The organism is Pseudonocardia xinjiangensis (assembly GCF_050948425.1).
In the GTDB taxonomy this organism is placed as follows: Bacteria; Actinomycetota; Actinomycetes; order Mycobacteriales; family Pseudonocardiaceae; genus Pseudonocardia; species Pseudonocardia xinjiangensis.
The window spans coordinates 4,553,610-4,573,838 of the sequence record NZ_CP192009.1 but is presented as its reverse complement, the minus strand read 5'-3'; the positions used below and the strand labels follow the sequence as shown (position 1 = coordinate 4,573,838).

Sequence of the window (20,229 nt, the reverse complement as noted above, 5' to 3'; positions counted from 1 at the left end):
GTGACCTGCGAGTACCCGGATCCGATCCGGGTGGGACCGATGGTGCGCGATGAACCGGACGATCGTGGCGAGAGCGTTGCGGGCACTGCTGGTGGCCTGCGGCGTCGCAGTCCTGCTCCTGGTTCTGGTCGACGTCGTCGCGCCGGTGCTCGGGTTGGGCGGCGTCGGTTCGGGCCCCGCGGTGCTGCTGCCGTTCCTGGCCGTGGCCGGCTGCGCCGTCTGCCTCGGGGTCGTGCTGCCCGTCGTCGACACCGCCGTGGGACGGCTCACCCACCACCGCGAGGTGACGCCGTACTCGGCGCTCGCGGCGGCTGCCGCCCGCATCCGGGCAGGCTCGCTCGAGGAGGCGCTGCCGGGGCTGGCCCAGGTGCTGGCCGACGGCACCGGCGCGGCCCGGGCCGTGGTGTGGCTCGCGGTCGGTGACCGCCTCGTCGTCGCGGCGGAGCACCCCGCCGGCGCACCGGCGGAGACGGCCCGGACGGTGCCGAACCTGGCGGTCCTGCTCGCCCGGCCGGACACCGACCACGTCGTCCCGGTGCTCGACGGGACCACGCTGCGGGCGGCGCTGGCGATCGGGAAGCCCGGGGCGCCGATCACCCCGGCCGACCAGCTGCTCGTGCAGGACGTGGCGAACGGTGCGGCGCTGCTGCTGCGCGGCGTCGCGCAGAACGCCGAGCTGGCCGAGCGGGTCCGCCGCGCCGACGATCTCGCCGCGCAGCTGCAGGCCTCACGGCAGCGGCTCGCCCGGGCCCGCGAGGTCGAGCGCAGGCGGCTGGTGCTGGAGCTCGCGCACGTCACGGGAGACCGGGTGGCTGCGCTGCGCGCCGAGGTCGCCGCCGCCAGAGCCGGTCTCGTCGAGGTCTGGCCGGAGGACGCCCGGTCGGCCAAGGAGGCGCTGGCGCGGGCCAGGGTGGGGCTCGACGAGCTGCTGGACCGCTTCCGGGTGATCGCCCGCGGGGTCTACCCGGCGGTGCTGCGTGACCAGGGCCCCGCCGCTGCGCTCGAGGAGGTCGCCGCCGACCTGCCGCGACCCGTGCGGCTCACCGGGAGCCTCGGTGGGCGCCTGGACTGGGAGATCGAGTCCGGGCTGTACTACGTGGCTGCCTCGGCCATGCAGGCGCTGGCCGCCGGCCCGGCGGAGCGGGAGCTCGTGGTCGGCCTGGGCCGGGCCGACGGACGCGCGACGGTGCACATCGACGACCCGGCGCCCGCGGTCACCGCGCAGGACGTCCGCACCGCCCTCGCGGACGACGTCGAGCGGCTCGTCGCGCTGGGCGGCGAACTGGACCTGGTGGGCCCGGACGACGGTGCCGCGGGCCTGCTCGGCCTGCGCGCGTGGCTGCCCGACCGGATCGAGCCGGCCGTCGACGCCGGAGCAGGCGCGGAGCGAAGGACGTTGTGAGCAGCCCCGCCGTGCTCGACCAGGCCGCCGTCCGCGACGACACGGCCGCCGGGGCGCGGCGCGGCGGTCTGTTCGTGGTCGCGGGGTACGCCGTGCTGCTCGTGGTGGTCACGGTGCTGTCGCTCGGGTGGCTCGTGGTGGGTGCGGTGGTCGGTGCGGCGGCCCACCTCCCGTCCGTCGCCGCCGGGCTGGGCGCCGCCGCTGCCGGCGGCAGCCGGTGGGCGCGGGGGGTGCTGGAGGCGATCCCGCGCAGCGAGCCGTTCGGCCAGGCCGTCCTCGACTACGCCTTCAGCCTGCTCAGCATCGGGGTCGCGGTCGGCCTGCTGGTCCGCCGCCGCGGCAGCCGGCCCGCCCGGCTGCTGGTGCTCGCCCTGGTGGGCTCGGCGGGGGCGTTCAACCTGCAGGCCCACGCCGCGGACACCGCGGTCCAGGTGGCGAGCGGGCTGGCCGTCGGCGGGCTGCACCAGGTGGTGCTGCACGGCATCGCCTGCGCGGCCTACATTCTCGCCCTGCTGATGTTCCCCCCGGACCAGCGCGCGGCCGGACCGGGCGGGCTCGCCCGCGCGGTGCTGGTCGCTGCGGGGGTGGGCACGCTGGTGCTCGTCGGGTTCGGCACCGCGCTGCTCCCGCACACCACGAGCTGCGTGCTGTTCTTCGGCTTCCTCGTGCCGCTCGCCGGGCTGGTGACGCTGCCCCGCCGGATCCGCCACGGCACCACCGCCGCGGCCCGTGCCCAGGCCCGCATGCTGTTCAGCGTGCTCGCGGCGGCCATGGCCGTGGCGGTCGTGCTGGCGATCATCACCGTGGTGCTGTGGTCGATCGGGTTCGCCGGGCTCGGCATCGTCGATCCGACGGCGCACGCGGGACCGCCGGAGGCGGACGAGCCGACGGCCCTGCTGTTCTGGTTCGCCCGGCTGGCGAGCATCGCGATCGCCGCCGCGGTCTTCCTCGCGCCCGGGGGCGCCCGGGGGTGGACCGCCGAAGGGCTGTTCAGCAGGGGTCTCGTCGCGGCGCTCGTCGCCGCCCTGGTCGGTGGCGGGTACATCGTGGTGCGCACGGTCCTCGAGCAGCTGGTCGACGACGGGGACCCGGCCGGGGCGTTCAGCGCGGCCACCCTCGCGGTCGTTCCTGCGGCACTGGCCTTCCTGCCGGTCTACGTGCGTGTCGAGCGGTTCGTCGACCGGCTGCTGTACGGCGCCCGGCCCACGCCGTACAGCGTGCTCGCCGGGATCGCCGCCCTGTCCCGCGCCACCACCGGTGACGCGCCGGACCTGGCGCGGGTCGCGGAGGCCGTCGGGCGTGGGCTCGGAGCCACCACGTGCCGGCTGACGGTGGTACGGCCGGAGCTGCACGACCGCGCCTACACCTGGGTCGAGCCCGGGGCGCAGGCGTCGGACGCGCTCGCCGAGGTCGCGGTCCGGCACGGGAGCGAACGCATCGGCACGATCGCGGTCGACCATGCGGCGGTCGCCGGTCTGCAGGGGCAACGCCGGCACCTGCTGGAGGACATCGCCGACAGCCTCGGTGCGGTCTTCCAGGCGAGCCGCTCGGGGATCGAGCTCGAACGGCAGCTGCGGGCCGCGCTGGCGCACGCCGGGGAGATCGCCGCGTCCCGGCGGGCCGTCGTCGCCGAGATGGACGGGGAGCGCAGGCGGATCGAGCGCGACCTGCACGACGGCGCTCAGCACCACCTGGTCTCGTTGCGGCTGACCCTCGGCCTGGTGGAGCACCAGGTGTCCACGGGGCAGTTCGACCAGGCGCGGGGCCGGCTGGAGCAGGTCGCGGAGCAGATCGACACGGCCGAGTCGATCCTGGCAGAGACGGCGACCGGGGTGTCGTCACCGCTGCTGGCGGAGCAGGGACTGGTCGGGGCCCTGCGCACGGAGCTGCGCGGCGGGCACCCGCCGGTCACCCTCGACTGCGACGGCGTAGCCGCCGATGCCGCCATCCCGGCCGACGTCCAGGCGGCCGTCTTCTTCTGCTGCCTGGAGGCGGTGAACAACGCGCGCAAGCACGCGGGCGGCGCCGCGATCGGGGTGTGGCTCGCCACGGAGGACGGCCGGGTGCGGTTCGCCGTGCACGACGAGGGCCCCGGCTGGGACCTGTCCGCCGGTGCGGGCTCACCCGGCCGCGGCATGCGCAACCTGACGGCCCGCATCGCCGCGGTGGGCGGCCGGATCGAGGTCCGCTCGGAGCCGGGCGAGGGGACGGTCGTGGCGGGCTCGGCCCCGCTGCCGCGCCCGGCGGAGGAACCGGAGGCCGACGGGGCGGCGCCGGGCCGGCCCGGCCCCGCCGTCGCTGCCGCGGCGCCCGGCCTCTCGCTGATCGACCAGGTGCGCGACGCGCTGCGCACCGCGCGGGAGCTCTACCACGGCACCTGCTGGGCCGACCCGTTGCGCGCCCTCGCGCAGCGGCTCGACGAGCCGCTGCGGGTGGGAGTGGCGGGACCGGCGGGCGCCGACGTGCCGGCGCTGGTCGAGGCCCTGCGGTCGGCGGCGGGCCGCGCCGGCGCCCCGGCGCTCGACGTGACGCTCGTCGACATGTCGGTCCCGCACTCCGGGCCCGACGATGCGCTCGTCCCGGTCGCCGAGGCGTTCGTCCTGCTGCTGGGGCCGCCCGGGAACCCGGAACCCGTGGCCGGCCTGCCGGCCCCGCTCCGTCCCGCGCTCGCGATCGGGGTACCGGTGGACGCGGCGGCCGGCCTGGCGCACCGGCCCGACACCGGCACGCCCTGCCACGTGGTGACACCGGTGGCTCCGTGCCCCGACGTGCCGCACCTGCTCGGGTTGATCGCCGCGAGGTTCGCCCTCCGTGCCGAGTCCCTCAAGGCCCGCGCCGCGCTGCTCGCGCTGGAGAGCATGGTGCGTGCCGACCCGCGGCCCGTCGACGGCCGGGCTCTCGTCTACCGGCTCGACCGCATCCGGTCCGGGGCGCACGAGCTCACCGAGATCGATCTGGTCGACGCTCTGCGCTCCGGCGAGCTCGACCTGCCCGACGGGGAGCGTGAGATGGCCGAGCGACTGCTCGGCGCGCAGGGCGCCGACCCCCGCGCCCGGCTCGCGATCGCCTCGGCCGCCGGGCCGCGGGAGGTCGCCCGGGCGGCGGGGGCGCAGCTCGTCCGCTGGCAGGGAGTGGCCGCGCACCCGATGTCGGGCAAGGACCTCCGGGACGTGGCGGCCGTGCTCGTGCAGACCTGTGAGCAGCTGCTCGCCCGGGCCGGGCTCCACGGCGGCCGGGCCGGGGCACCGCACTGACCAGCTGTGCCGTCCCTACCTCCGACGTCATTGATCGGCCAGGCTCGGGCCGTAAGTGTCTCCCGGTGTGGAGATCGCCATCGTCGTCATCCTGCTCGGCACCGGCCTGGTCAACGGGCTCCCGGTCGTGGGTGTCGCCGGGGCCGGGTGGCTGCGCCGGCTGTACGGCGTGCCGATCGCGGACCCCGACCTGCTGGTGCTGATGCGGCACCGTGCTGTGCTGCTCGGGCTGCTGGGGGCCGCACTCGTGGCCGCGGTGTTCGTGCCGGCGCTGCGGGTGCCCGCCATGATCGCCGGGCTGGTGAGCATGCTCGCGTTCGTCGGCCTCGCCAGGGGAGCGGCCGGGCGGAAGGTGCGGACCACGGCGCTCGTGGACGTCGGGCTGTCCGGCGTGCTGGCCGTGGCGCTGGTCCTGCAGCTGCTGGCGCCGTCGCCGCTCGGGTGAGCCCGCCGCCTGTCACGTTCGGGCTCCCCACCTCGTCCGATGACGAGCCGCCACGCGGCGGGGGGAGGGGGAGGGATGACCGAGACACGGCAACAGCCCGCCGGGCCGGAGGCCGGAGCGGGGGCGCGGCGCTTCGTGGCCGGCGTGGTCCTGTTCGTGGCGGTGGGGATGTTCGGGGCGGGGGTCTGGTGCTGGGTGGACCCGGCGTCGTTCGCCGCGTTCACCAACTGGCCCAACCACGAGCACTTCCTGCACGACGCCGGGGTGTTCCAGATGGGGATCGGGGTGATGCTGGTGGGGGCGCTGTGGTGGCGGGACGTGATCGCCGTCGTGCTGGTGGGGGCGGTGTTCACCAACGCGCTCCACGCGCTCAACCACGCGCTCGACCTCGACATGGGCGGCCGCGGGACCGACCCCTGGTTCATCGGGGCCGTCGCGCTGCTCGCCCTCGCCGCGCTCGTCGTGCGGCTGCGCATGCGGGCGCGGTGACGGTGTGCGGTGATCCTCAGGCCGGGTCGGCGTCCAGCTGCTCGATCGCCCACAGGGCCCACTCGTGCACGGCCTGGTACTGGCGCAGCCCGAACTCGGCGGCCAGCTGCCCGAAACCCTCGGGACCGGCGAAGGAGCCTCCCGCGTGCGCGGCCCGGACCTCGCGCAGCTCGGCGGCGCCCGCGGCGGTGTTCTCCGCGATGTGCGCGAGCACGACGCGGGCGTCGCCGGGTTCGAGCGCCGAGAGGAGGAACATCCGGAGCACCTCCTCGTTGCGCACCTTTCCGCTCTGCTGCGGCGGACGGAGCAGCCAGGAGCGCAGCTCCTCGCGCCCGGCGGCCGTGACCGCGTAGGTGCGGCTGCCACGGGCGCCCTCGGCGGTCACCTCCACCAGGCCGCGCTCGGCCAGGCGGTTCAGCTCCGGGTAGATGCTCGTGTGGCCCGCGTGCCAGGCCCACCGGCCGAGGGACGCCTCGAACGACTTCGTGAGCGCGTAGCCGCTGGCCGGCTCGACGGCGAGCAGTCCGAGGAGCGCGTGGGACAGGGACATGCGGCTCACCCTACCTTCCGCTACTGACATGTCGTTCTTGACATGTCGGAGCGCTGGGTGCAGAGTCGGAACCGTCCACGACGTGAGGGGAAACCACGATGACCACCGGAACCGCACCGCTGTACCTGACCGGGCACATGGCCCCGGTCCCCGACGAGATCGAGTCCTACGAGCTGCCGATGACGGGCGCCCTGCCGCCGGAGCTCACCGGCCGCTACCTGCGCAACGGCCCCAACCCGCTACCGGGGCAGGACCCGGGGCACTGGTTCGCCGGCCACGGGATGCTGCACGGCGTGCGGCTGCGCGAGGGGCGCGCCGAGTGGTACCGCAACCGCTGGGTCCGCACGAGCGCGCTGGCCGGCAAGCCCTTCATCGCCGAGGACGGCACCATCGACCGCGCGGCCGTCGTCGCCAACACGCACGTCATCGAGCACGCGGGCCGGCTTCTGGCCCTGGTCGAGAGCGGGTTCCCGCACGAGGTCACGGGGGAGCTCGAGACCGTGGGCCCCGTCGACTTCGACGGAAAGCTCACCACCGCGATGACCGCGCACCCGAAGGCCGACCCGGCCACCGGCGAGCTGCACTTCTTCGGCTACGGCTTCACGCCGCCGTATGTCACCTACCACCGGCTCTCGGCCGACGGGCAGCTCGTGGCGAGCGCGCCGATCGACGTGCCCGGGCCGACGATGATGCACGACTTCGCGATCACCGAGCACCACGCGGTGTTCCTCGACCTGCCCATGACGTTCCAGCTGCGTCCGCGGATGCCCTACGCCTGGAGCGACGAGTACGGCGCCCGGCTGGGTGTCATGCCGCTCGACCGGCCCGGCGAGGTGCGCTGGTTCGAGATCGACCCCTGCTACGTCTTCCACGTCGGCAACGCCCACGAGGACGCGGCCGGCCGGATCGTCCTGGACCTGGCCCGCTACAGCCGGGACGGGATCCACACCATCTGGGAGAGCATCGGCAGTCCGGCCCACCCCGCGGGACCGGGTGCCGCGGCCGCCGTCACCGGCCTCGCGCGGATGCACCGGTTCACCCTGGACCCCGCCACCGGCACGGCGAGCGCGGTGGAGCTCGACGACCGGGGCATCGAGTTCCCCACGGTCGACGACGACCGCGTCGGGCGCAGCTCCCGCTACCTCTACGCCGTGGCCGACACCGGGCGGAGCAGCGCCATCGTGCGGTTCGACGGGCAGCTGGGCGCGACGGCGGCGCACGAGCTCGGACCGGACATGGTCGCGGGCGAGGCCGTGTTCGTGCCCGCCGCCGGCCTGGACCGCGCGGAGGACGACGGCTGGCTGCTCTCGATCACCACCCGCCGCGACGGGGGTGCCTCACAGCTGCTCGTCCTCGACGCGACGGACGTGGCGGGCGAGCCCGTCGCGGCCGTCACCCTGCCGCGCGGGGTGCCCGCAGGCTTCCACGGGTCGTGGATCGCCGACTGACCACGTGGTGATGGAGAACAAGCCACCGTACTTCCGCAGGTGACCGTGCCCGTCCGGGCTCAGGTGAAGGCGGCGACGTGGTCGGCGATGAAGGTGCGCAGGCTACGCGGCGGGTGACCGGTGATCGAGGCCGCGTCGTCGGACAGCCAGGCCGCGTCGCCGTGGGCGATCAGGTCGAACACCTGGGCGTTGGAGGTCGCGACGGGCTCGGGGACCCCTGCTCCGATCATGGTCCTCCGGTGCTCGTCAGGGGTGACCTTTCGGTACTCGATCGCGTGTCCCAGCGCGTCGGTCAGATCCTTCGCCACATCGGTGTAGGTGATCAGCGCGGGTCCGGTCAGGAGAGAGGTGGCCCCCGCGCATGGCCGAGGCGAGCGTTTCCGGCTGGTCGAAGTCGCCGCCGGCAATGTCGACGCCGGTCCGAGCCGGGCCGTGCGGTGCGCGGGAGGGGTCACGCACCAGCGCCCTCGTGCGACTGCTCTGCTCGGCGAGCAGTCGGACGGCTTCCGACCCGATCCTGCCGGTCGCCCCGGTTACCAAGATCATGAAGTTCTCCTTCGGGAGCAGCCGCACCGTCTGCCCGAGCATCCCCCCGCGCGTCGAGTACCGCCTCACCGATCTCGGCCGTCACCCTGCGCGCGGGGTGCCAGCGGGTTTCCACGGCTCGTGGATCACGGACCGAGGTCGCGGACCTGAGTCTCAGTCCTGGGTCACCATGACCTTGACCGAGACCTCGGCGTCGGCCTGGGTGCGGAACGCCTGCTCGACCTCTTCGAGCGGCAGCCGGTGGGTGATCAGCGGCTGCATCCGCACCCGGCCCTGAGCGAGCAGCGAGATCGCGTCGCGGAAGTCCTCCGAGGTGACGTTCGCGCTGCCCCGCAACGTGATCTCCCGCTGCACCGCCGCCATCGCGTCGAACTCGGTGAGGCGGTGGTACAGCGCCACGAGCACGATGGTGCCGCGGGGCCGGACGAGCTCCACCGCGGTGGCCACCAGCGGTGCCGCCCCGCTCGCCTCCACCACGAGCGGCACCTCGCGCTCACCGAGGTGGTGGTGCAGTGCGGCGCGGAGCGCATCGGTGCCGCCGGCCCCGTCCACCGTGGTGATGCCGAGCCGGGCGCCGATCTCGCGGCGCAGCGGGGAGAGGTCCACCCCGATGACGGGGGCGGCTCCTGCCGCCAGCAGGATCTGCGCGACCTGGAGCCCGATCGTGCCGAGCCCCAGCACCACCGCGGGCTCGCCGGGCCGGGCCTGAGCCTGGCGGACCGCGTGCGCCGCCACCGCAGTCGGCTCGATCAGCGCGCCGTCGGTGAACTCGGCGTCGTCCGGGAGCCGGTGCACGTTCCCGCCGAGCACGGCGTCGGGGATGCGCAGCCGCTCCGCGAACGCGCCGGGCAGGCCGAAGGCGATGCTGCGGGTGGTCCACACCTCGCACAGGTGCGGGGCGCCGCCGAGGCAGCGCCGGCAGCGTCGGCACGGCTGGATGGGCAGGCTGGTGAGCCGGTCGCCCACCGCGATGCCGTCGACCTCACGCCCGACATCGAGCACGGCTCCGGCGAACTCGTGGCCCATGATCTGCCCGTCGCGGGCGTGCGCGCCGGACCGGAAGCTGTGCAGGTCCGACCCGCAGACCCCGCACGCGCGCACGTCGAGCACGACGTCACGGGGGCCGGCGACCGGGTCGGGCACCTCCTCGACCGGCATCCGCCCAGCACCCCTGAACACCCCGGCGAGCATGTCGGCCCCCTTGTGGTCGCTTCCGCCCGGGATGCTAGGCCGCGGGCCGGACGCCGGGCGCCCCGTGCGCGAATCGGCAGGAAGCGGTGCACGCAGAGCCAGGGGAGAGGCGTGTTCGGGATCAGCCGGGGCGGCGGGTGAACTCGTTGCGCAGGTCGACGATCAACCCGTTCTCGTCGACCTGGGCGTGCTCCACCCCCGCTGCCGTGATGACGGCACCGTCGGCCATCCGCGCCGCGACCACCCAGGTCGCGCGCTGCGTGCCGTCGGGGAGCACCGTGGTGTTCCAGAAGTGCCGGGACTCGACGAAGGTCGCGACGAACCCGCGGTAGAACTCCAGGATCGCGTCGCCACCCCGAACCGGGGTCCCGTCGATCTGCACCACGGCGTCAGGCGCGAAGATGCGGGCGAGCTCGTCCAGCTCGCGGGGGTCGGCGACCGCCTTGTCGGCGAGTCCGATGTAGCGGTCGAGTGCGGTGACGGGCGGTGTGGTCACACCGAACCCTAAGCGCGCGCGCTCCGCCGTGACGATCACCCTCCGAGGGCTGCCCTCACGAGGGGACGTACAGGCAGAACGGGTGCCCGGCGGGATCGAGGCACACCCGCACGTCGTCCTGGGGCTGGTGCTCGGCGACCACGGCCCCTGCCGCCACGGCGTGGGCACACGCCGCGTCCAGGTCGTCGACCGCGATGTCGAGGTGCGCCAGCATCAGCTGCTCGCCCGGGCGGGCCGGCCACACCGGCCGCACGTAGGCGGACTCGGTCTGGAACGAGAGGCCCGCGCCTGCGCCGGGTGCGTGCAGCGTCACCCAGTGCTGCTCGTCGGTCCCCACCTCCCACCCGAGTAGTCGCTGGTAGAACGCGGCGAGCGCCCGGGCGTCGGGGGCGTCGAGCACGGTGGCGGTCAGGGTCATCCGTGGCGGTGTACCGGGCATGGCGGACATCATCGTTGCCCTGGGGGTGTTGAACACGCCCCTGTGGTGGGTCAGTCTGGCGGGAGCCGGTGATCGGGCGCATCGCCGGCCCACGCAACGATGCGAGGAGAGGGGCCGGGTTATGGCTGCCTTGTCGGACGAGTCGATGCCGGACGGGTCCGGGCCGGCCGGGCCGCTCGGGACCGAGCGCTGGCGGGTGGGTGGCGGACACCGGAGCAGCGCGCAGTGGCAGGCCGAGTGGGAGGACGTCCTCGCGGCCACGCACGTCGCGTTCGACGTGCGGTTCCCCGACGACAGGGACGGCGCGGGGTTCGCCGGCAGCGTCGAGCGGCACCGGCTGGGGCAGCTGCACCTGGTCGACTGCGTGTGCACGCCCTTCGCCGGGCGGCGCAGCACAGCGGTGATGGGTGACCCGGCCGAGGGATGGATCGGGCTGCAGCTGGTGCTGCGCGGCGCGGAGCGGGTGACGAGGTCGCGGACGCAGCAGCACGTGCTGGCCGCCGGCGCCGTCGGCATGTGGGATGGGGCGCGCGCCGTGGGGGTGGAGGTCGTCGAACCGCTCACGAAGCGCACGCTGATCTTCCCACGGGAGTTGGTGCACGCGGTCAGCCCGCGCTTCGCCGACGTCGAGGCGCTGCCGTGGCTCGCCGACCGGCCGGGCACCCGGCTGCTCGTGCGCTACGTCAACGCGCTGGCCGACGAGCTGCCCGAGCTCGACGAGCGTACCGCCGCCGCGGCCGGGGACGTGGTGCTGGAACTGCTGCGCGCGGTGGTGGAGCCGGAGCTCCCGCAGGCCCGCGCGGCCCGCCGCGAGGCGCTGCGCGCCCGGGCCCGCCGGTACGTGCGGGCGCACCTCACCGACCCCGCGCTCGGCCCCGAGACGATCGCCAGGGCCCTGTCGGTGTCGCTGCGCACCCTGCACGCCGTGTTCGAGGACACCGAGGAGTCGGTGGCGGCGCTGGTGCGGCGCGCCCGCCTGGCCCGCTGCCGCGAGGACCTCGCCGAACCGTCCGCGGGCTCCGTCACCGAGATCGCGTTCCGCTGGGGCTTTTCCGACGCCACCCACTTCTCGCACGCGTTCAAGCGCGAGTACGGGATGGCGCCGCGTGACGTCCGGCGGGCGGCGACCGGCGCGACCCGCCCCCCTGCGCGCATCGGCAAGTAATCCGGCGCGCAGCCGATGGCCTGACCCGGTGCCCGGGACCCAGGCTTCCTCCTCGTAACCGCGGAGTCGGGAACCGCCGGAACTCGACGAGGAGTGTGCGCGATGCGTTGGCGATCACGGCCGTCCCGGGGCGGCACAGCGGTGTGCGCCGTTCTCTGCGCGGTACTGCTGGCGGCGTGTGGGGCGGTGGGGGCGAACACGCGGGGAGCGACCGACGCGGCCACGAGCGTCCGCGTGCTGGACCCCTACGGCGGTGACCTGGCGGCGGAGGGCACACCCAAGACCGGCGGAAACCTGATCATCGGCAACGACCGGGAGATCGTCAGCTTCGACCCGGCCCGGCAGAACGGCAACGTCGTCGCCCAGGCGATCTACGACCTGCTGTTCCGGATCGGTCCGGACGGCACGGTGCAGCCGTGGATGGCGTCGTCGATCAACAGCGCCGACAACGGCCTGACCTGGCGGCTCGGCCTCCGCGACGGCGTCACGTTCTCCGACGGGACGCCGCTCGATGCGAACGCGGTGATCGTCAACACCCAGCGGCACATCGACAAGCCGACGTCGCCGGCCCACGCGTACGCCGACACGATCGCCTCGATGCGGGCCGTCGACCCGCTGACCGTCGAGTTCACGCTCAAGCAGCCGCTCGGCGACTTCCCCGTGTTCTTCGCGCAGGCGTTCAACGCGGGCTCACTCGGCATGATCGTCTCGCCTGCCGCGCTGGCGCAGTACGGCGACGACATCGCGAACCACCCGGTCGGCGCCGGACCGTTCGTGATGGACAGCTGGGTCCGCGACAACAAGATGATCCTGAAGAAGAACCCGAACTACTGGAAGGCCGGGCAGCCCTACCTGGACTCGATCGAGTTCCGGCCGCTGCCCGACACCGAGACCCGCTACTCGACGATGCAGAACGGCGACGTCGACATGATCTACGGCGGGTACAACAACGAGCTGGTGCGCGCGTTCGGCAACCCGAACCTGAAGGTCTACTACGGCCCCGGCAACGGCGGGTTCTTCTTCTACTTCAACTTCCAGCAGAAGCCGTTCGACGACCGCCGCATGCGGGAGGCCGTGGTCCGGGCGATCGACCTGAACGCGCTCGGCGCGAGCCAGTACATGGGCCAGCTGATCGGCGCCGACGGGCTCTTCCAGGACGACAGCCCGTACCACAACCCGGAGTCCTCGGCCGCCTGGCCGAAGTACGACCCGGAGAAGGCCAAGCAGCTCGTGCAGGAGTACGTCGCCTCCGGCGGCACGGCGTCCTTCTCCTTCAGCACCAGCCGCAGCGAGGTCTCGCTCGGCGAGTTCGTACAGGCCCAGATGGCCGCGGTCGGCATCACCGTGGACCTGAAGTTCTACGACCTGGCCGAGTTCACCTCGCGGGTGATCCAGAGCGGTGACTTCAACCTGATCAGCTGGGTCAACACGTTCGACTACCCGTACCCCGGTGCCGCCCGCCTGCTCCGCTCGGACGGCAACGTCAACTACGGGAAGTACGCGAACCCCGAGGTCGACCGCTTGCTCGACGAAGCTGGCGCCACCACCGACGCCGCGCAGCGGGCGAAGGACTACCAGCAGGTGGAGCTGCTCTCCAACCAGGACATCGCGGTGGCGTGGCTCAGCCGCAGCTACCTCTCGACGATCACGAAACCCGACGTCAAGGGCATCGACCGGTACCTGTCGCGCGACCTGTTCTACGGGTCGCTGTGGCTGGACCGGTGACGCCCGGCCGCGGGCCCGCAGGGGAGAGGACCGGATGGTGAACACGCGTGGGTGACTCCGACGGCGTGCTCGACGTGCGCATGCCGAGGCTGTCGGAGTCGATGTCCGAGGGCACGATCGTCCGCTGGCTGCACGCCTCGGGTGCGGCGGTCGAGCGCGGCGACGAGCTCGCGGAGATCGAGACCGACAAGGCGACGGTGAGCTTCGAGGCCGATGCCGGTGGGGTGCTCGAGATCCTGGCCGAGGAGGGCGCGACCCTTCCGGTCGGTGCGGTCATCGCCCGGGTCGGTGGGTCGCCCGCAGCGGATGCCGGGCCCCCGGTCGCCGCTGGCCCGGTTGCCGATCCGCCTCCCGCGGCCTCGACGGCCGCGCCTTCGGCCCCCGCGTCTCCGGTCTCCGTGGACCCGCCCGCTGCGGCCACCGCCCCGGCGCGCCGGGCGAACCGGGTGCCGACCTCGCCGCTGGCGCGTCGCCGGGCGAAGGAGCTCGGCGTCGACCTCGCCGGGGTGCGGGGGACCGGTCCCGGCGGCCGGATCGTGCGCGCGGACATCGAGGCGGCGGCCGCGGCCACCGCGGCCCCGGCGTCCGCACTCAACGGTTCCGCGCCTGCCGGCGGGAGCGTCCCCGACCTGCGCGGAAGGGTCACGCTCGTCGAGCTGTCGCGGGCCCGGCGGCTGACGGCCGACCGGATGGCCGAGTCGGCCGCCACGGTGCCCTCGTTCCCGCTCACCGCAGAGGTGGACATGACCCGGGCGCTGGAGCTGCGCTCCGGGATCGCCGACCTCGGGGACGTCACCGCCGTCCCGACCGTCACCGACCTCGTGGTGGCGGCCAGCGGCCGGGCGCTGTGGGAGCACCCGCGGGTCAACGCGTCCTACCGCGAGGGCACTGTCGCGATGTTCGAGCGCGTGAACATCGGCGTCGCCGTGGACACGCCCGAGGCGCTGCTGGTGCCCACGGTCACCGACGCCGACCGCCGGTCGCTCACCTCGATCGCGGTCCGCACGCGCGAGCTGGCCGAGCTGGCTCGCAGCGGCCGGATCGGCCCCGCCGACCTGGAGGGCGCCACGTTCACGGTGTCCAACCTCGGCATGTTCGGGGTCACCGTCTTCGAGGCCGTGATCAACCCGCCGCAGGCGGCGATCCTCGCCGTCGGGGCGCTGCGCAGGCTGCCCCGCGAGATCGACGGCGAGGTGCAGGTCCGTCCGGTCCTCACCCTCACCCTGACCAGCGACCACCGCGTGCTCGACGGGGCGGAGTCGGCGCGGTTCCTGCGCCGCCTCGTCGAGCTGCTGGAACGGCCGCTCGCCCTGCTGCTCGACCACCCGACGACGAGTGAGGAGCGTGCATGAGCGTCGACATCCTGGGCGCCTACTGGACCACGGCAGGACCGGTCGAGATCCGGACCGGCCGCGAGTGGAGCCTGTTCGACTGGCCGGACCGGTGCGCCGAGGCGAAGCGCGTCGGCATGAGCGGTCTCGGCCTCTGGCACACCGACCTCGAGCACCTGCTGGAGCGCTACACCCTGGCCGAGATCAAGCAGATCTTCGACGACAACGGGTTGGTGCATCTGGAGCTGGAGTTCCTCAACGACTGGTTCGTCCCGCGGGGCGACGAGAAGCGCGCGGCGTCCGACGGCCAGCGCGACCTGCTGTTCGACGCCGCCGCCGCGCTCGACGCCCATCACATCAAGATCGGCAACCTGCAGCGGACGCCGGCGACGATCGACCGGCTCACCGAGGCGTTCGGCGAGCTGTGCGCCGACGCGGCGGACCGCCACGCCGCTCCGCTGACCTACGAGCTGATGCCCTTCGACGTCAACGCGGCCTCGCTGGAGGCGGTGCTGCAGATCGTGGGTGGGGCCGAGGCGCCCAACGGCGGCATCGCGATCGACACGTGGCACCTGGGCAAGATGGCGATCTCCCCGGACGACCTGCGGGCGATCCCGCGCCACCTGCTCACCTACGTGGAGCTCAGCGACGGCATGCAGGAGAACATGCCCGACCACACGCACGAGACCACGCGTTTCCGCCGGCTGCCCGGCGAGGGCGAGTTCGACATCCCCGGCTACGTCCGGGCGCTGGCCGACCTCGGCTACGCCGGCCCATGGGGTGTCGAGGTGCTGTCCGACGCACTGCGCGCCCTGCCGCTGCCGGAGATGTTCCGGCGGACGGTCGAGACCTCCACTGCCCAGATCGAGAAGGGACTGAAGGCATGAGCGGTGCGAACGGCATCCCGGCGGAACGGCTCGTCGAGCTGTACTCGCAGATGGTGCGCATTCGGGAGTTCGAGGAGCGGGTGAAGCGGACGTTCGCCGAGCACCCCGGGGTGATCCGCGGGCACACGCACCTCGCCGACGGCGCCGAGGCGTCCATCGTGGGTTCCGTGGGCGCGATCCGCGACGGTGACCAGGTGTTCGCCACCTACCGCTGCCACGGCTACCCGATCGCCCTGGGCAGCGACACCGCCGCGATGATGGCCGAGATCTACGGGCGCGCGGGTGGCATCTGCAAGGGCTACGGGGGGTCGATGCACCTCGCCGACCCCGCGCGCGGCTTCCTGGGCACGTCCGGGATCGTCGGCCAGAACATCCCCCAGGGCACCGGCGCCGCCTACGCGGCCCAGCTGCGCGGCCGCGGCGAGGTGGTGCTCACGTTCTTCGGCGACGGGGCGTCCAAGCAGGGGGCGTTCCACGAGTCGCTGAACATCGCCGCGGTGTGGAAGCTGCCGGTGGTCTTCATCATGGAGAACAACAGCTTCTCCGCGACGGTGCGCACCGAGCAGGAGGACGCCAACGCCGCGGCGGGCGAACCGCTGTCGATGAAGGCGAAGGCCTACAGCATCCCCGGCGTGACGGTGGACGGCTCCGACCCGCTGGCTGTGCACGAGGCCGTCGCGACCGCGGTGGACCGGGCCCGCGCCGGGGAGGGCCCCACGCTGATCGAGTCGCTCGTCTACCGCCTGTCCGCGCACGGCAACTCGATCGCTCCGCCCGGGGTGCCGCTGCACTACCCGGAGCACGAGGCCATCTCCAAGTACGGCGCGGTGGAGGAGTACGAGGCCGCCAAGCGCGGCGACCCGATCCCGCGGTTCCGGGCGCACCTCGTCGAGACCGGTGCGATCACCGCCGAGCGGGCGGCCGAGATCGCCCAGGCGGCTCAGGCGGAGATGCAGCACGCCGTCGACTTCGGGCTGGAGAGCCCGTTCCCCGAGCCCCACGAGGCGCTCACCTACGTCTACGCCTGAGGGAGCCCGACATGACGAACGAGACGACCCGCGAGATTCCCTACATCGCCGCGATCAACGAGGCGATCCACCAGGAGATGGCCCGCGACGAGGACGTCGTGTTCTTCGGCCAGAGCGTCGGCAACAACCCCGAGGACCCGTTCGTGAAGGCCTTCGGGGACGGCCGCGTGCGCGTCACCCCGATCTCCGAGACCGCCGAGATCGGCATGGCGGCGGGCGCCGCGCTCGCCGGCAAGCGGCCGGTCGTCGACTGCACGATGGCCGAGTTCCTGCTCGTGGCCATGGACCAGGTCGTCAACGAGGCGAACCGGTTCCACTACATGTCCGGGGGTCAGGTGAAGGCGCCGCTGGTGCTGAAGGCGGGCTACGGCTTCACCGCCGGGTGGGCCGGGCAGCACACCGGCTCCATCTACGGGATGTTCATGGGCATCCCCGGTCTCAAGGTGGCCCTGCCGTCCACGCCTGCCGACGCCAAGGGGCTGATGGCCACGGCGATCCGCGACGACAACCCCGTGCTGTTCCTGCACCACTACCTGCTGACCCTGGAGAAGGGCCCGGTGCCAGAGGGCGAGCACCTGGTGCCGTTCGGGCAGGCGGTCGTCCGTCGCGAGGGCGCCGACGTCACGCTCGTGGCCACCGGGTGGACCGTCGGCCACGCCCTGGGTGCGGCCGAGCAGCTTGCCGCCGAGGGGGTGAGCGCCGAGGTCATCGACCCTCGCACGATCGCTCCGCTGGACACCGCCACGGTGCTGACGTCGGTGGCGAAGACCGGCCGGCTCGTGCTCGTCGACCAGGCCACCCGGCACTCGTCGGTGTCGGCAGTGATCGCCGCCGAGGTGGCCGAGCACGGGTTCTCGTCGCTGCGGGCGCCGATCGTGCAGGTCACGGCACTGGACGCGTCGATCCCGTACTCGAAGCCGATGGAGGACTTCATCCTGCCGGACACCGGCAAGATCGTCGCCGCCGTCCGGCAGGTGCTCGGCGCGGGAGTCGTGGCCTGACGTGAGTGGAACGACCGGTCCCGATCAGCCCAGCCCGGATCAGCTCAGGGACGCCCTGCGCCTCATGTGGCGGATCCGGGCCATGGAGGAACGCGTCGGGCAGCTCAAGCGGGCCGGGGAGGTGCACGGCCTGATCCACCTGTCCGTCGGGCAGGAGGGCGTGGCCGCCGCCGTCTGTGGGCAGCTGCGCGACGACGACGCCGTCTACAGCGGGCACCGCGCCCACGGGCACACCCTCGCCAAGGGTGCCCCGCTGCCGGCCCTGCTCGCGGAGCTGATGGGACGGGTCGGCGGACTGTGCAAGGGGCTCGGCGGCTCGATGCACCTCGTGGACGTCGAGCACGGGATGCTCGGGGCCACCGGCGTGGTCGGGGGCAACATCCCGATGGCGCTGGGCAGCGCGCTCGCCGCCCGGATGCGGGGCGGCGACGCCGTCGCCGTGGTGTTCTTCGGCGACGGTGCGGTGCAGGCAGGCCAGTTCAACGAGTCGATCAACATCGCGACGCTGTGGAAGCTGCCGGTGGTGTTCGTGTGCGAGAACAACGGATTCGCCGAGTTCAGCCCGCGCTCGGCACACACGAACGTCGAGCGGGTGAGCGACGTCGTCGCCCCGTACGACCTGCCGCGCGAGACCGTGGACGGCAACGAGTTCGCCGCCGTCCGGTCGGTGTTCGGGCGGATGCTCGCCGGCGTCCGGGCGGGGGAGGGGCCGGCGCTGCTGGAGTGCCTCACCCACCGGCTGCGCGGGCACTACGAGGGCGACCCCGACCGCTACCGCGAGGCCGTCTCGAAGGCGGAGTGGCAGGAGAAGGACCCGATCCTGCGGCTGCAGCGCCAGGGCGCCGCGGACGGCTGGCTGGCCGATGGCGACCCTGCGGAGTTCGAAGCGGCGGCGCGGGCCGAGGTGGACGAGGCCGTGGAGGCGGCGCGGCGCAGCCCGTTCCCCGACGAGGTGCTGGCGGCGTCGCTGGTGCGGGCCGGAGGAAAGTCATGAGTGAGACGCACGAGACGACCTACGCGGCGGCCGTCGCCGGCGCGATCGGCGACGCCATGCGCGTCGACCCCACCGTGTTCGTGATCGGGGAGGACGTCACGGCGGGCGGGCCGTTCACGACGACGGCCGGGCTCGTCGACGAGTTCGGCACCGAGCGCGTGCTCGACACCCCCATCAGCGAGGCCGCGATCTGCGGGATCGCCGTCGGGGCGGCGCAGTCGGGCCTGCGGCCGGTGCTGGAGATCATGTACATCGACTTCATCACCCTCGCGCTGGACCAACTGGTCAACCAGGCGGCGAAGGCGCACTTCATGTCGGGCGGCCAGCTGACCGTCCCGATGGTGCTGCGCACGCAGGGCGGCGCGGGGCACCGGTCGGGGGCGCAGCACTCGCAGAGCATGGAGAGCTGGCTGACCCACGTGCCGGGCCTGACGGTCGTGATGCCCAGCCGGGCCGTCGACGCGGCCGGGCTCCTGGCCAGCGCGATCGCCGACCCCGGGCCCGTCGTGGTGGTCGAGAACAAGACGCTGTACTTCCGCAAGGAGACCGTGCCCGTCCGCATCGAACCGGTCCCGATCGGCAAGGCGGCGGTCCTGCGTCCCGGCCGCGACGTCACCGTCGTCGCGCTGTCGCGGCTGGTGCACGAGGCACTCGCGGCGGCCGAGGCCCTCGCCGCCGAGGGCATCGAGGTGGAGGTGATCGACCCGCGCACGCTCGTCCCGCTCGACCTGGAGACGATCCTGGAGTCGGTCCGGCGCACCAACCGGCTGGTCGTGGCGCACGAGGCGGTGCAGCACGGGGGCTTCGGTGCCGAGATCGCCGCGGCCGTCCAGCATGCGGGCTTCGACGACCTCGACGCGCCGATCGAGCGCGTCGGGGCGCCGTTCCAGCCGATCCCGGTCAGCCCGCCCCTGGAGGACGCGTACCTGCCGGGTGCGGCCGAGGTGCGAGCCGCCGTGCTCGCGACGCTCGGCCGTAGTGACCCCGGTGTGGACCTCACGTCGCGCTGATCACCTGACCCGTCCATTTCTTGCTGATCGCCGCGTACGTGCCGTCGTTCTGCGCGATGTTCAGCCACTCGTCGACCCATTGCTGCATGACCGGATCGCTCTGCGGGATCAGATAGGCCTTCTGCTCGAACGTGAAGGGATGGTCAAGGCTCTCCCCGCAGAGCTGTGGGTTCGCCTTCGTCTGCCACCGCACCTCACTGGCGTCCGTGATCATCACGTCTGCCTTGTTGTCGAGGAGCTGGCCGAAGATGGTGTTGTTGTCCGGGAAGTTCACGACCGTGGCGTGATGGATGTTCGCCTTGTCGAAATCGGCGTTGGTGCCATCCGGGTTCACGACGACGCGCACTCCGGGCTGATCGATCCTGGCCAATGTCGGATACTTCGAGCGGTCGGCGCAGCGGACGATGGCCGCCTTGCCGTCGCGCAGGTAGGGGGCGCTGTAGAGCGCGTGCTGCGCGCGATCGAGGGTGACGCTGATGCCCCCCATCGCCATGTCGCACTTCGTGCCGAGGTCGCTCAGCATGGTGCCCCACGTCGTCTGGACGAGCTCCAGCTTGACGCCCAGGCGCTGGGCCATGTTCTGGGCCATCTCGATGTCGATTCCGCTCCACTGCCCTTGCGGATCGCGATAGGTGAACGGGCGGTAGTCCCCGGTGCTGCAGACCCGGACGGTGCCCTGCTTGACGATGTCATTGAGGTTCGGTGCCTGTGCGGGCCCCACGGCCGACGCCGTCGAACCACACGCAGCGGCCAGCGTCGTAACGACTGCGGCCGTCACGGCAAAGGCGCACCTACGCCACGGACTTTTCATGAGATCGATACCTAGCA

20 protein-coding genes are annotated in these 20,229 nt (G+C 73.2%); 13 read left to right on the top strand and 7 right to left on the bottom strand.

Going from position 1 to position 20,229, the window contains the following annotated elements; all coding sequences use genetic code 11:
* The first annotated feature begins 49 nt into the window (after positions 1 to 49).
* The 4 genes from ACQPZA_RS21580 (at position 50) to ACQPZA_RS21565 (ending at position 5,590) form a co-directional block, all read left to right on the top strand.
* Positions 50 to 1,402, top strand: coding sequence for a hypothetical protein (locus tag ACQPZA_RS21580; RefSeq protein WP_433273157.1), 1,353 nt, complete (start codon positions 50 to 52; stop codon positions 1,400 to 1,402).
* Positions 1,399 to 4,656 carry a sensor histidine kinase gene (locus ACQPZA_RS21575; RefSeq protein ID WP_433273155.1) on the top strand — a complete coding sequence of 1,086 codons (3,258 nt, stop codon included), beginning with the start codon at positions 1,399 to 1,401 and terminating at the stop codon, positions 4,654 to 4,656. Before ACQPZA_RS21580 ends, ACQPZA_RS21575 begins: the two co-directional genes overlap by 4 nt.
* A 67-nt stretch (positions 4,657 to 4,723) precedes the next feature.
* Entirely contained in the window at positions 4,724 to 5,101 is a 378-nt protein-coding gene (locus ACQPZA_RS21570) for a hypothetical protein (protein ID WP_433273153.1), read from the top strand.
* A gap of 75 nt (positions 5,102 to 5,176) precedes the next feature.
* Positions 5,177 to 5,590 (top strand): hypothetical protein, encoded by a 414-nt coding sequence (locus ACQPZA_RS21565; protein WP_211174496.1) that lies wholly within the window; start codon positions 5,177 to 5,179, stop codon positions 5,588 to 5,590.
* A gap of 16 nt (positions 5,591 to 5,606) precedes the next feature.
* On the opposite strand, the gene ACQPZA_RS21560 is transcribed toward ACQPZA_RS21565, so the two are convergent.
* The gene (locus tag ACQPZA_RS21560; RefSeq protein WP_433273151.1) at positions 5,607 to 6,140 is read right to left on the bottom strand and encodes a PadR family transcriptional regulator; all 534 of its coding nucleotides are present in this window, start codon (positions 6,138 to 6,140) and stop codon (positions 5,607 to 5,609) included.
* 98 nt (positions 6,141 to 6,238) lie between these two features.
* Here ACQPZA_RS21560 and ACQPZA_RS21555 point away from each other — a divergent pair, with 98 nt between their 5' ends.
* The gene (locus ACQPZA_RS21555) at positions 6,239 to 7,588 is read left to right on the top strand and encodes a carotenoid oxygenase family protein (RefSeq protein WP_433273149.1); all 1,350 of its coding nucleotides are present in this window, start codon (positions 6,239 to 6,241) and stop codon (positions 7,586 to 7,588) included.
* Between the two features lie 59 nt (positions 7,589 to 7,647).
* Here the strand turns inward: ACQPZA_RS21555 and ACQPZA_RS21550 are convergent, their stop codons facing one another.
* The 5 genes from ACQPZA_RS21550 to ACQPZA_RS21530 form a co-directional block, all read right to left on the bottom strand.
* Positions 7,648 to 7,896: a hypothetical protein gene (locus ACQPZA_RS21550; protein ID WP_433283166.1), complete on the bottom strand. Its 249-nt coding sequence runs from the start codon at positions 7,894 to 7,896 to the stop codon at positions 7,648 to 7,650.
* Complete coding sequence (locus ACQPZA_RS21545; RefSeq protein ID WP_433282918.1) at positions 7,835 to 8,134, bottom strand: SDR family oxidoreductase; 300 nt, start codon at positions 8,132 to 8,134, stop codon at positions 7,835 to 7,837. Before ACQPZA_RS21545 ends, ACQPZA_RS21550 begins: the two co-directional genes overlap by 62 nt.
* Positions 8,135 to 8,287: 153 nt before the next feature.
* Positions 8,288 to 9,313: a zinc-dependent alcohol dehydrogenase gene (locus tag ACQPZA_RS21540; protein ID WP_433273147.1), complete on the bottom strand. Its 1,026-nt coding sequence runs from the start codon at positions 9,311 to 9,313 to the stop codon at positions 8,288 to 8,290.
* A gap of 133 nt (positions 9,314 to 9,446) precedes the next feature.
* Positions 9,447 to 9,821 carry a nuclear transport factor 2 family protein gene (locus ACQPZA_RS21535; RefSeq protein WP_433273145.1) on the bottom strand — a complete coding sequence of 125 codons (375 nt, stop codon included), beginning with the start codon at positions 9,819 to 9,821 and terminating at the stop codon, positions 9,447 to 9,449.
* 55 nt (positions 9,822 to 9,876) lie between these two features.
* Positions 9,877 to 10,239: a VOC family protein gene (locus tag ACQPZA_RS21530; RefSeq protein WP_433273143.1), complete on the bottom strand. Its 363-nt coding sequence runs from the start codon at positions 10,237 to 10,239 to the stop codon at positions 9,877 to 9,879.
* Positions 10,240 to 10,381: 142 nt separating this feature from the next.
* Here ACQPZA_RS21530 and ACQPZA_RS21525 point away from each other — a divergent pair, with 142 nt between their 5' ends.
* From ACQPZA_RS21525 to ACQPZA_RS21490, 8 genes are all read left to right on the top strand, one after another.
* Positions 10,382 to 11,425, top strand: a complete 1,044-nt coding sequence (locus tag ACQPZA_RS21525) for a helix-turn-helix domain-containing protein (RefSeq protein WP_433273141.1) — start codon at positions 10,382 to 10,384, stop codon at positions 11,423 to 11,425.
* 102 nt (positions 11,426 to 11,527) lie between these two features.
* Positions 11,528 to 13,150, top strand: coding sequence for an ABC transporter substrate-binding protein (locus tag ACQPZA_RS21520; RefSeq protein ID WP_433273139.1), 1,623 nt, complete (start codon positions 11,528 to 11,530; stop codon positions 13,148 to 13,150).
* Positions 13,151 to 13,197: 47 nt separating this feature from the next.
* Positions 13,198 to 14,502: a dihydrolipoamide acetyltransferase family protein gene (locus tag ACQPZA_RS21515; protein WP_433273137.1), complete on the top strand. Its 1,305-nt coding sequence runs from the start codon at positions 13,198 to 13,200 to the stop codon at positions 14,500 to 14,502.
* Complete coding sequence (locus ACQPZA_RS21510; protein ID WP_433273135.1) at positions 14,499 to 15,368, top strand: sugar phosphate isomerase/epimerase family protein; 870 nt, start codon at positions 14,499 to 14,501, stop codon at positions 15,366 to 15,368. Before ACQPZA_RS21515 ends, ACQPZA_RS21510 begins: the two co-directional genes overlap by 4 nt.
* Positions 15,365 to 16,396 carry a thiamine pyrophosphate-dependent dehydrogenase E1 component subunit alpha gene (locus ACQPZA_RS21505; RefSeq protein ID WP_433273133.1) on the top strand — a complete coding sequence of 344 codons (1,032 nt, stop codon included), beginning with the start codon at positions 15,365 to 15,367 and terminating at the stop codon, positions 16,394 to 16,396. Before ACQPZA_RS21510 ends, ACQPZA_RS21505 begins: the two co-directional genes overlap by 4 nt.
* Before the next feature lie 11 nt (positions 16,397 to 16,407).
* Positions 16,408 to 17,397, top strand: coding sequence for an alpha-ketoacid dehydrogenase subunit beta (locus ACQPZA_RS21500; protein WP_169397248.1), 990 nt, complete (start codon positions 16,408 to 16,410; stop codon positions 17,395 to 17,397).
* A gap of 1 nt (position 17,398) precedes the next feature.
* Positions 17,399 to 18,391 (top strand): thiamine pyrophosphate-dependent dehydrogenase E1 component subunit alpha, encoded by a 993-nt coding sequence (locus ACQPZA_RS21495; RefSeq protein WP_433273131.1) that lies wholly within the window; start codon positions 17,399 to 17,401, stop codon positions 18,389 to 18,391.
* On the top strand, positions 18,388 to 19,401 hold the full coding sequence (locus tag ACQPZA_RS21490; protein ID WP_433273128.1) for an alpha-ketoacid dehydrogenase subunit beta: 1,014 nt from the start codon (positions 18,388 to 18,390) through the stop codon (positions 19,399 to 19,401). The genes ACQPZA_RS21495 and ACQPZA_RS21490 overlap by 4 nt, the downstream gene beginning before the upstream one ends.
* Here ACQPZA_RS21490 and ACQPZA_RS21485 read toward each other — a convergent pair.
* Positions 19,388 to 20,179 carry a transporter substrate-binding domain-containing protein gene (locus tag ACQPZA_RS21485; RefSeq protein ID WP_433273126.1) on the bottom strand — a complete coding sequence of 264 codons (792 nt, stop codon included), beginning with the start codon at positions 20,177 to 20,179 and terminating at the stop codon, positions 19,388 to 19,390. The two genes, ACQPZA_RS21490 and ACQPZA_RS21485, sit on opposite strands and share 14 nt — an antisense overlap.
* Positions 20,180 to 20,229: the final 50 nt, after the last annotated feature.

Excerpts from the sequence above, each read along its gene's own strand:
- ACQPZA_RS21580 (WP_433273157.1), top strand. The coding sequence starts at position 50 with ATGAACCGGACGATCGTGGCGAGAGCGTTGCGGGCACTGCTGGTGGCC.
- ACQPZA_RS21565 (WP_211174496.1), top strand. The coding sequence starts at position 5,177 with ATGACCGAGACACGGCAACAGCCCGCCGGGCCGGAGGCCGGAGCGGGG.
- ACQPZA_RS21560 (WP_433273151.1), bottom strand. The coding sequence starts at position 6,140 with ATGTCCCTGTCCCACGCGCTCCTCGGACTGCTCGCCGTCGAGCCGGCC.
- ACQPZA_RS21555 (WP_433273149.1), top strand. The coding sequence starts at position 6,239 with ATGACCACCGGAACCGCACCGCTGTACCTGACCGGGCACATGGCCCCG.
- ACQPZA_RS21545 (WP_433282918.1), bottom strand. The coding sequence starts at position 8,134 with ATGATCTTGGTAACCGGGGCGACCGGCAGGATCGGGTCGGAAGCCGTC.
- ACQPZA_RS21530 (WP_433273143.1), bottom strand. The coding sequence starts at position 10,239 with ATGACCCTGACCGCCACCGTGCTCGACGCCCCCGACGCCCGGGCGCTC.
- ACQPZA_RS21525 (WP_433273141.1), top strand. The coding sequence starts at position 10,382 with ATGGCTGCCTTGTCGGACGAGTCGATGCCGGACGGGTCCGGGCCGGCC.
- ACQPZA_RS21520 (WP_433273139.1), top strand. The coding sequence starts at position 11,528 with ATGCGTTGGCGATCACGGCCGTCCCGGGGCGGCACAGCGGTGTGCGCC.
- ACQPZA_RS21510 (WP_433273135.1), top strand. The coding sequence starts at position 14,499 with ATGAGCGTCGACATCCTGGGCGCCTACTGGACCACGGCAGGACCGGTC.
- ACQPZA_RS21505 (WP_433273133.1), top strand. The coding sequence starts at position 15,365 with ATGAGCGGTGCGAACGGCATCCCGGCGGAACGGCTCGTCGAGCTGTAC.
- ACQPZA_RS21500 (WP_169397248.1), top strand. The coding sequence starts at position 16,408 with ATGACGAACGAGACGACCCGCGAGATTCCCTACATCGCCGCGATCAAC.
- ACQPZA_RS21490 (WP_433273128.1), top strand. The coding sequence starts at position 18,388 with ATGAGTGAGACGCACGAGACGACCTACGCGGCGGCCGTCGCCGGCGCG.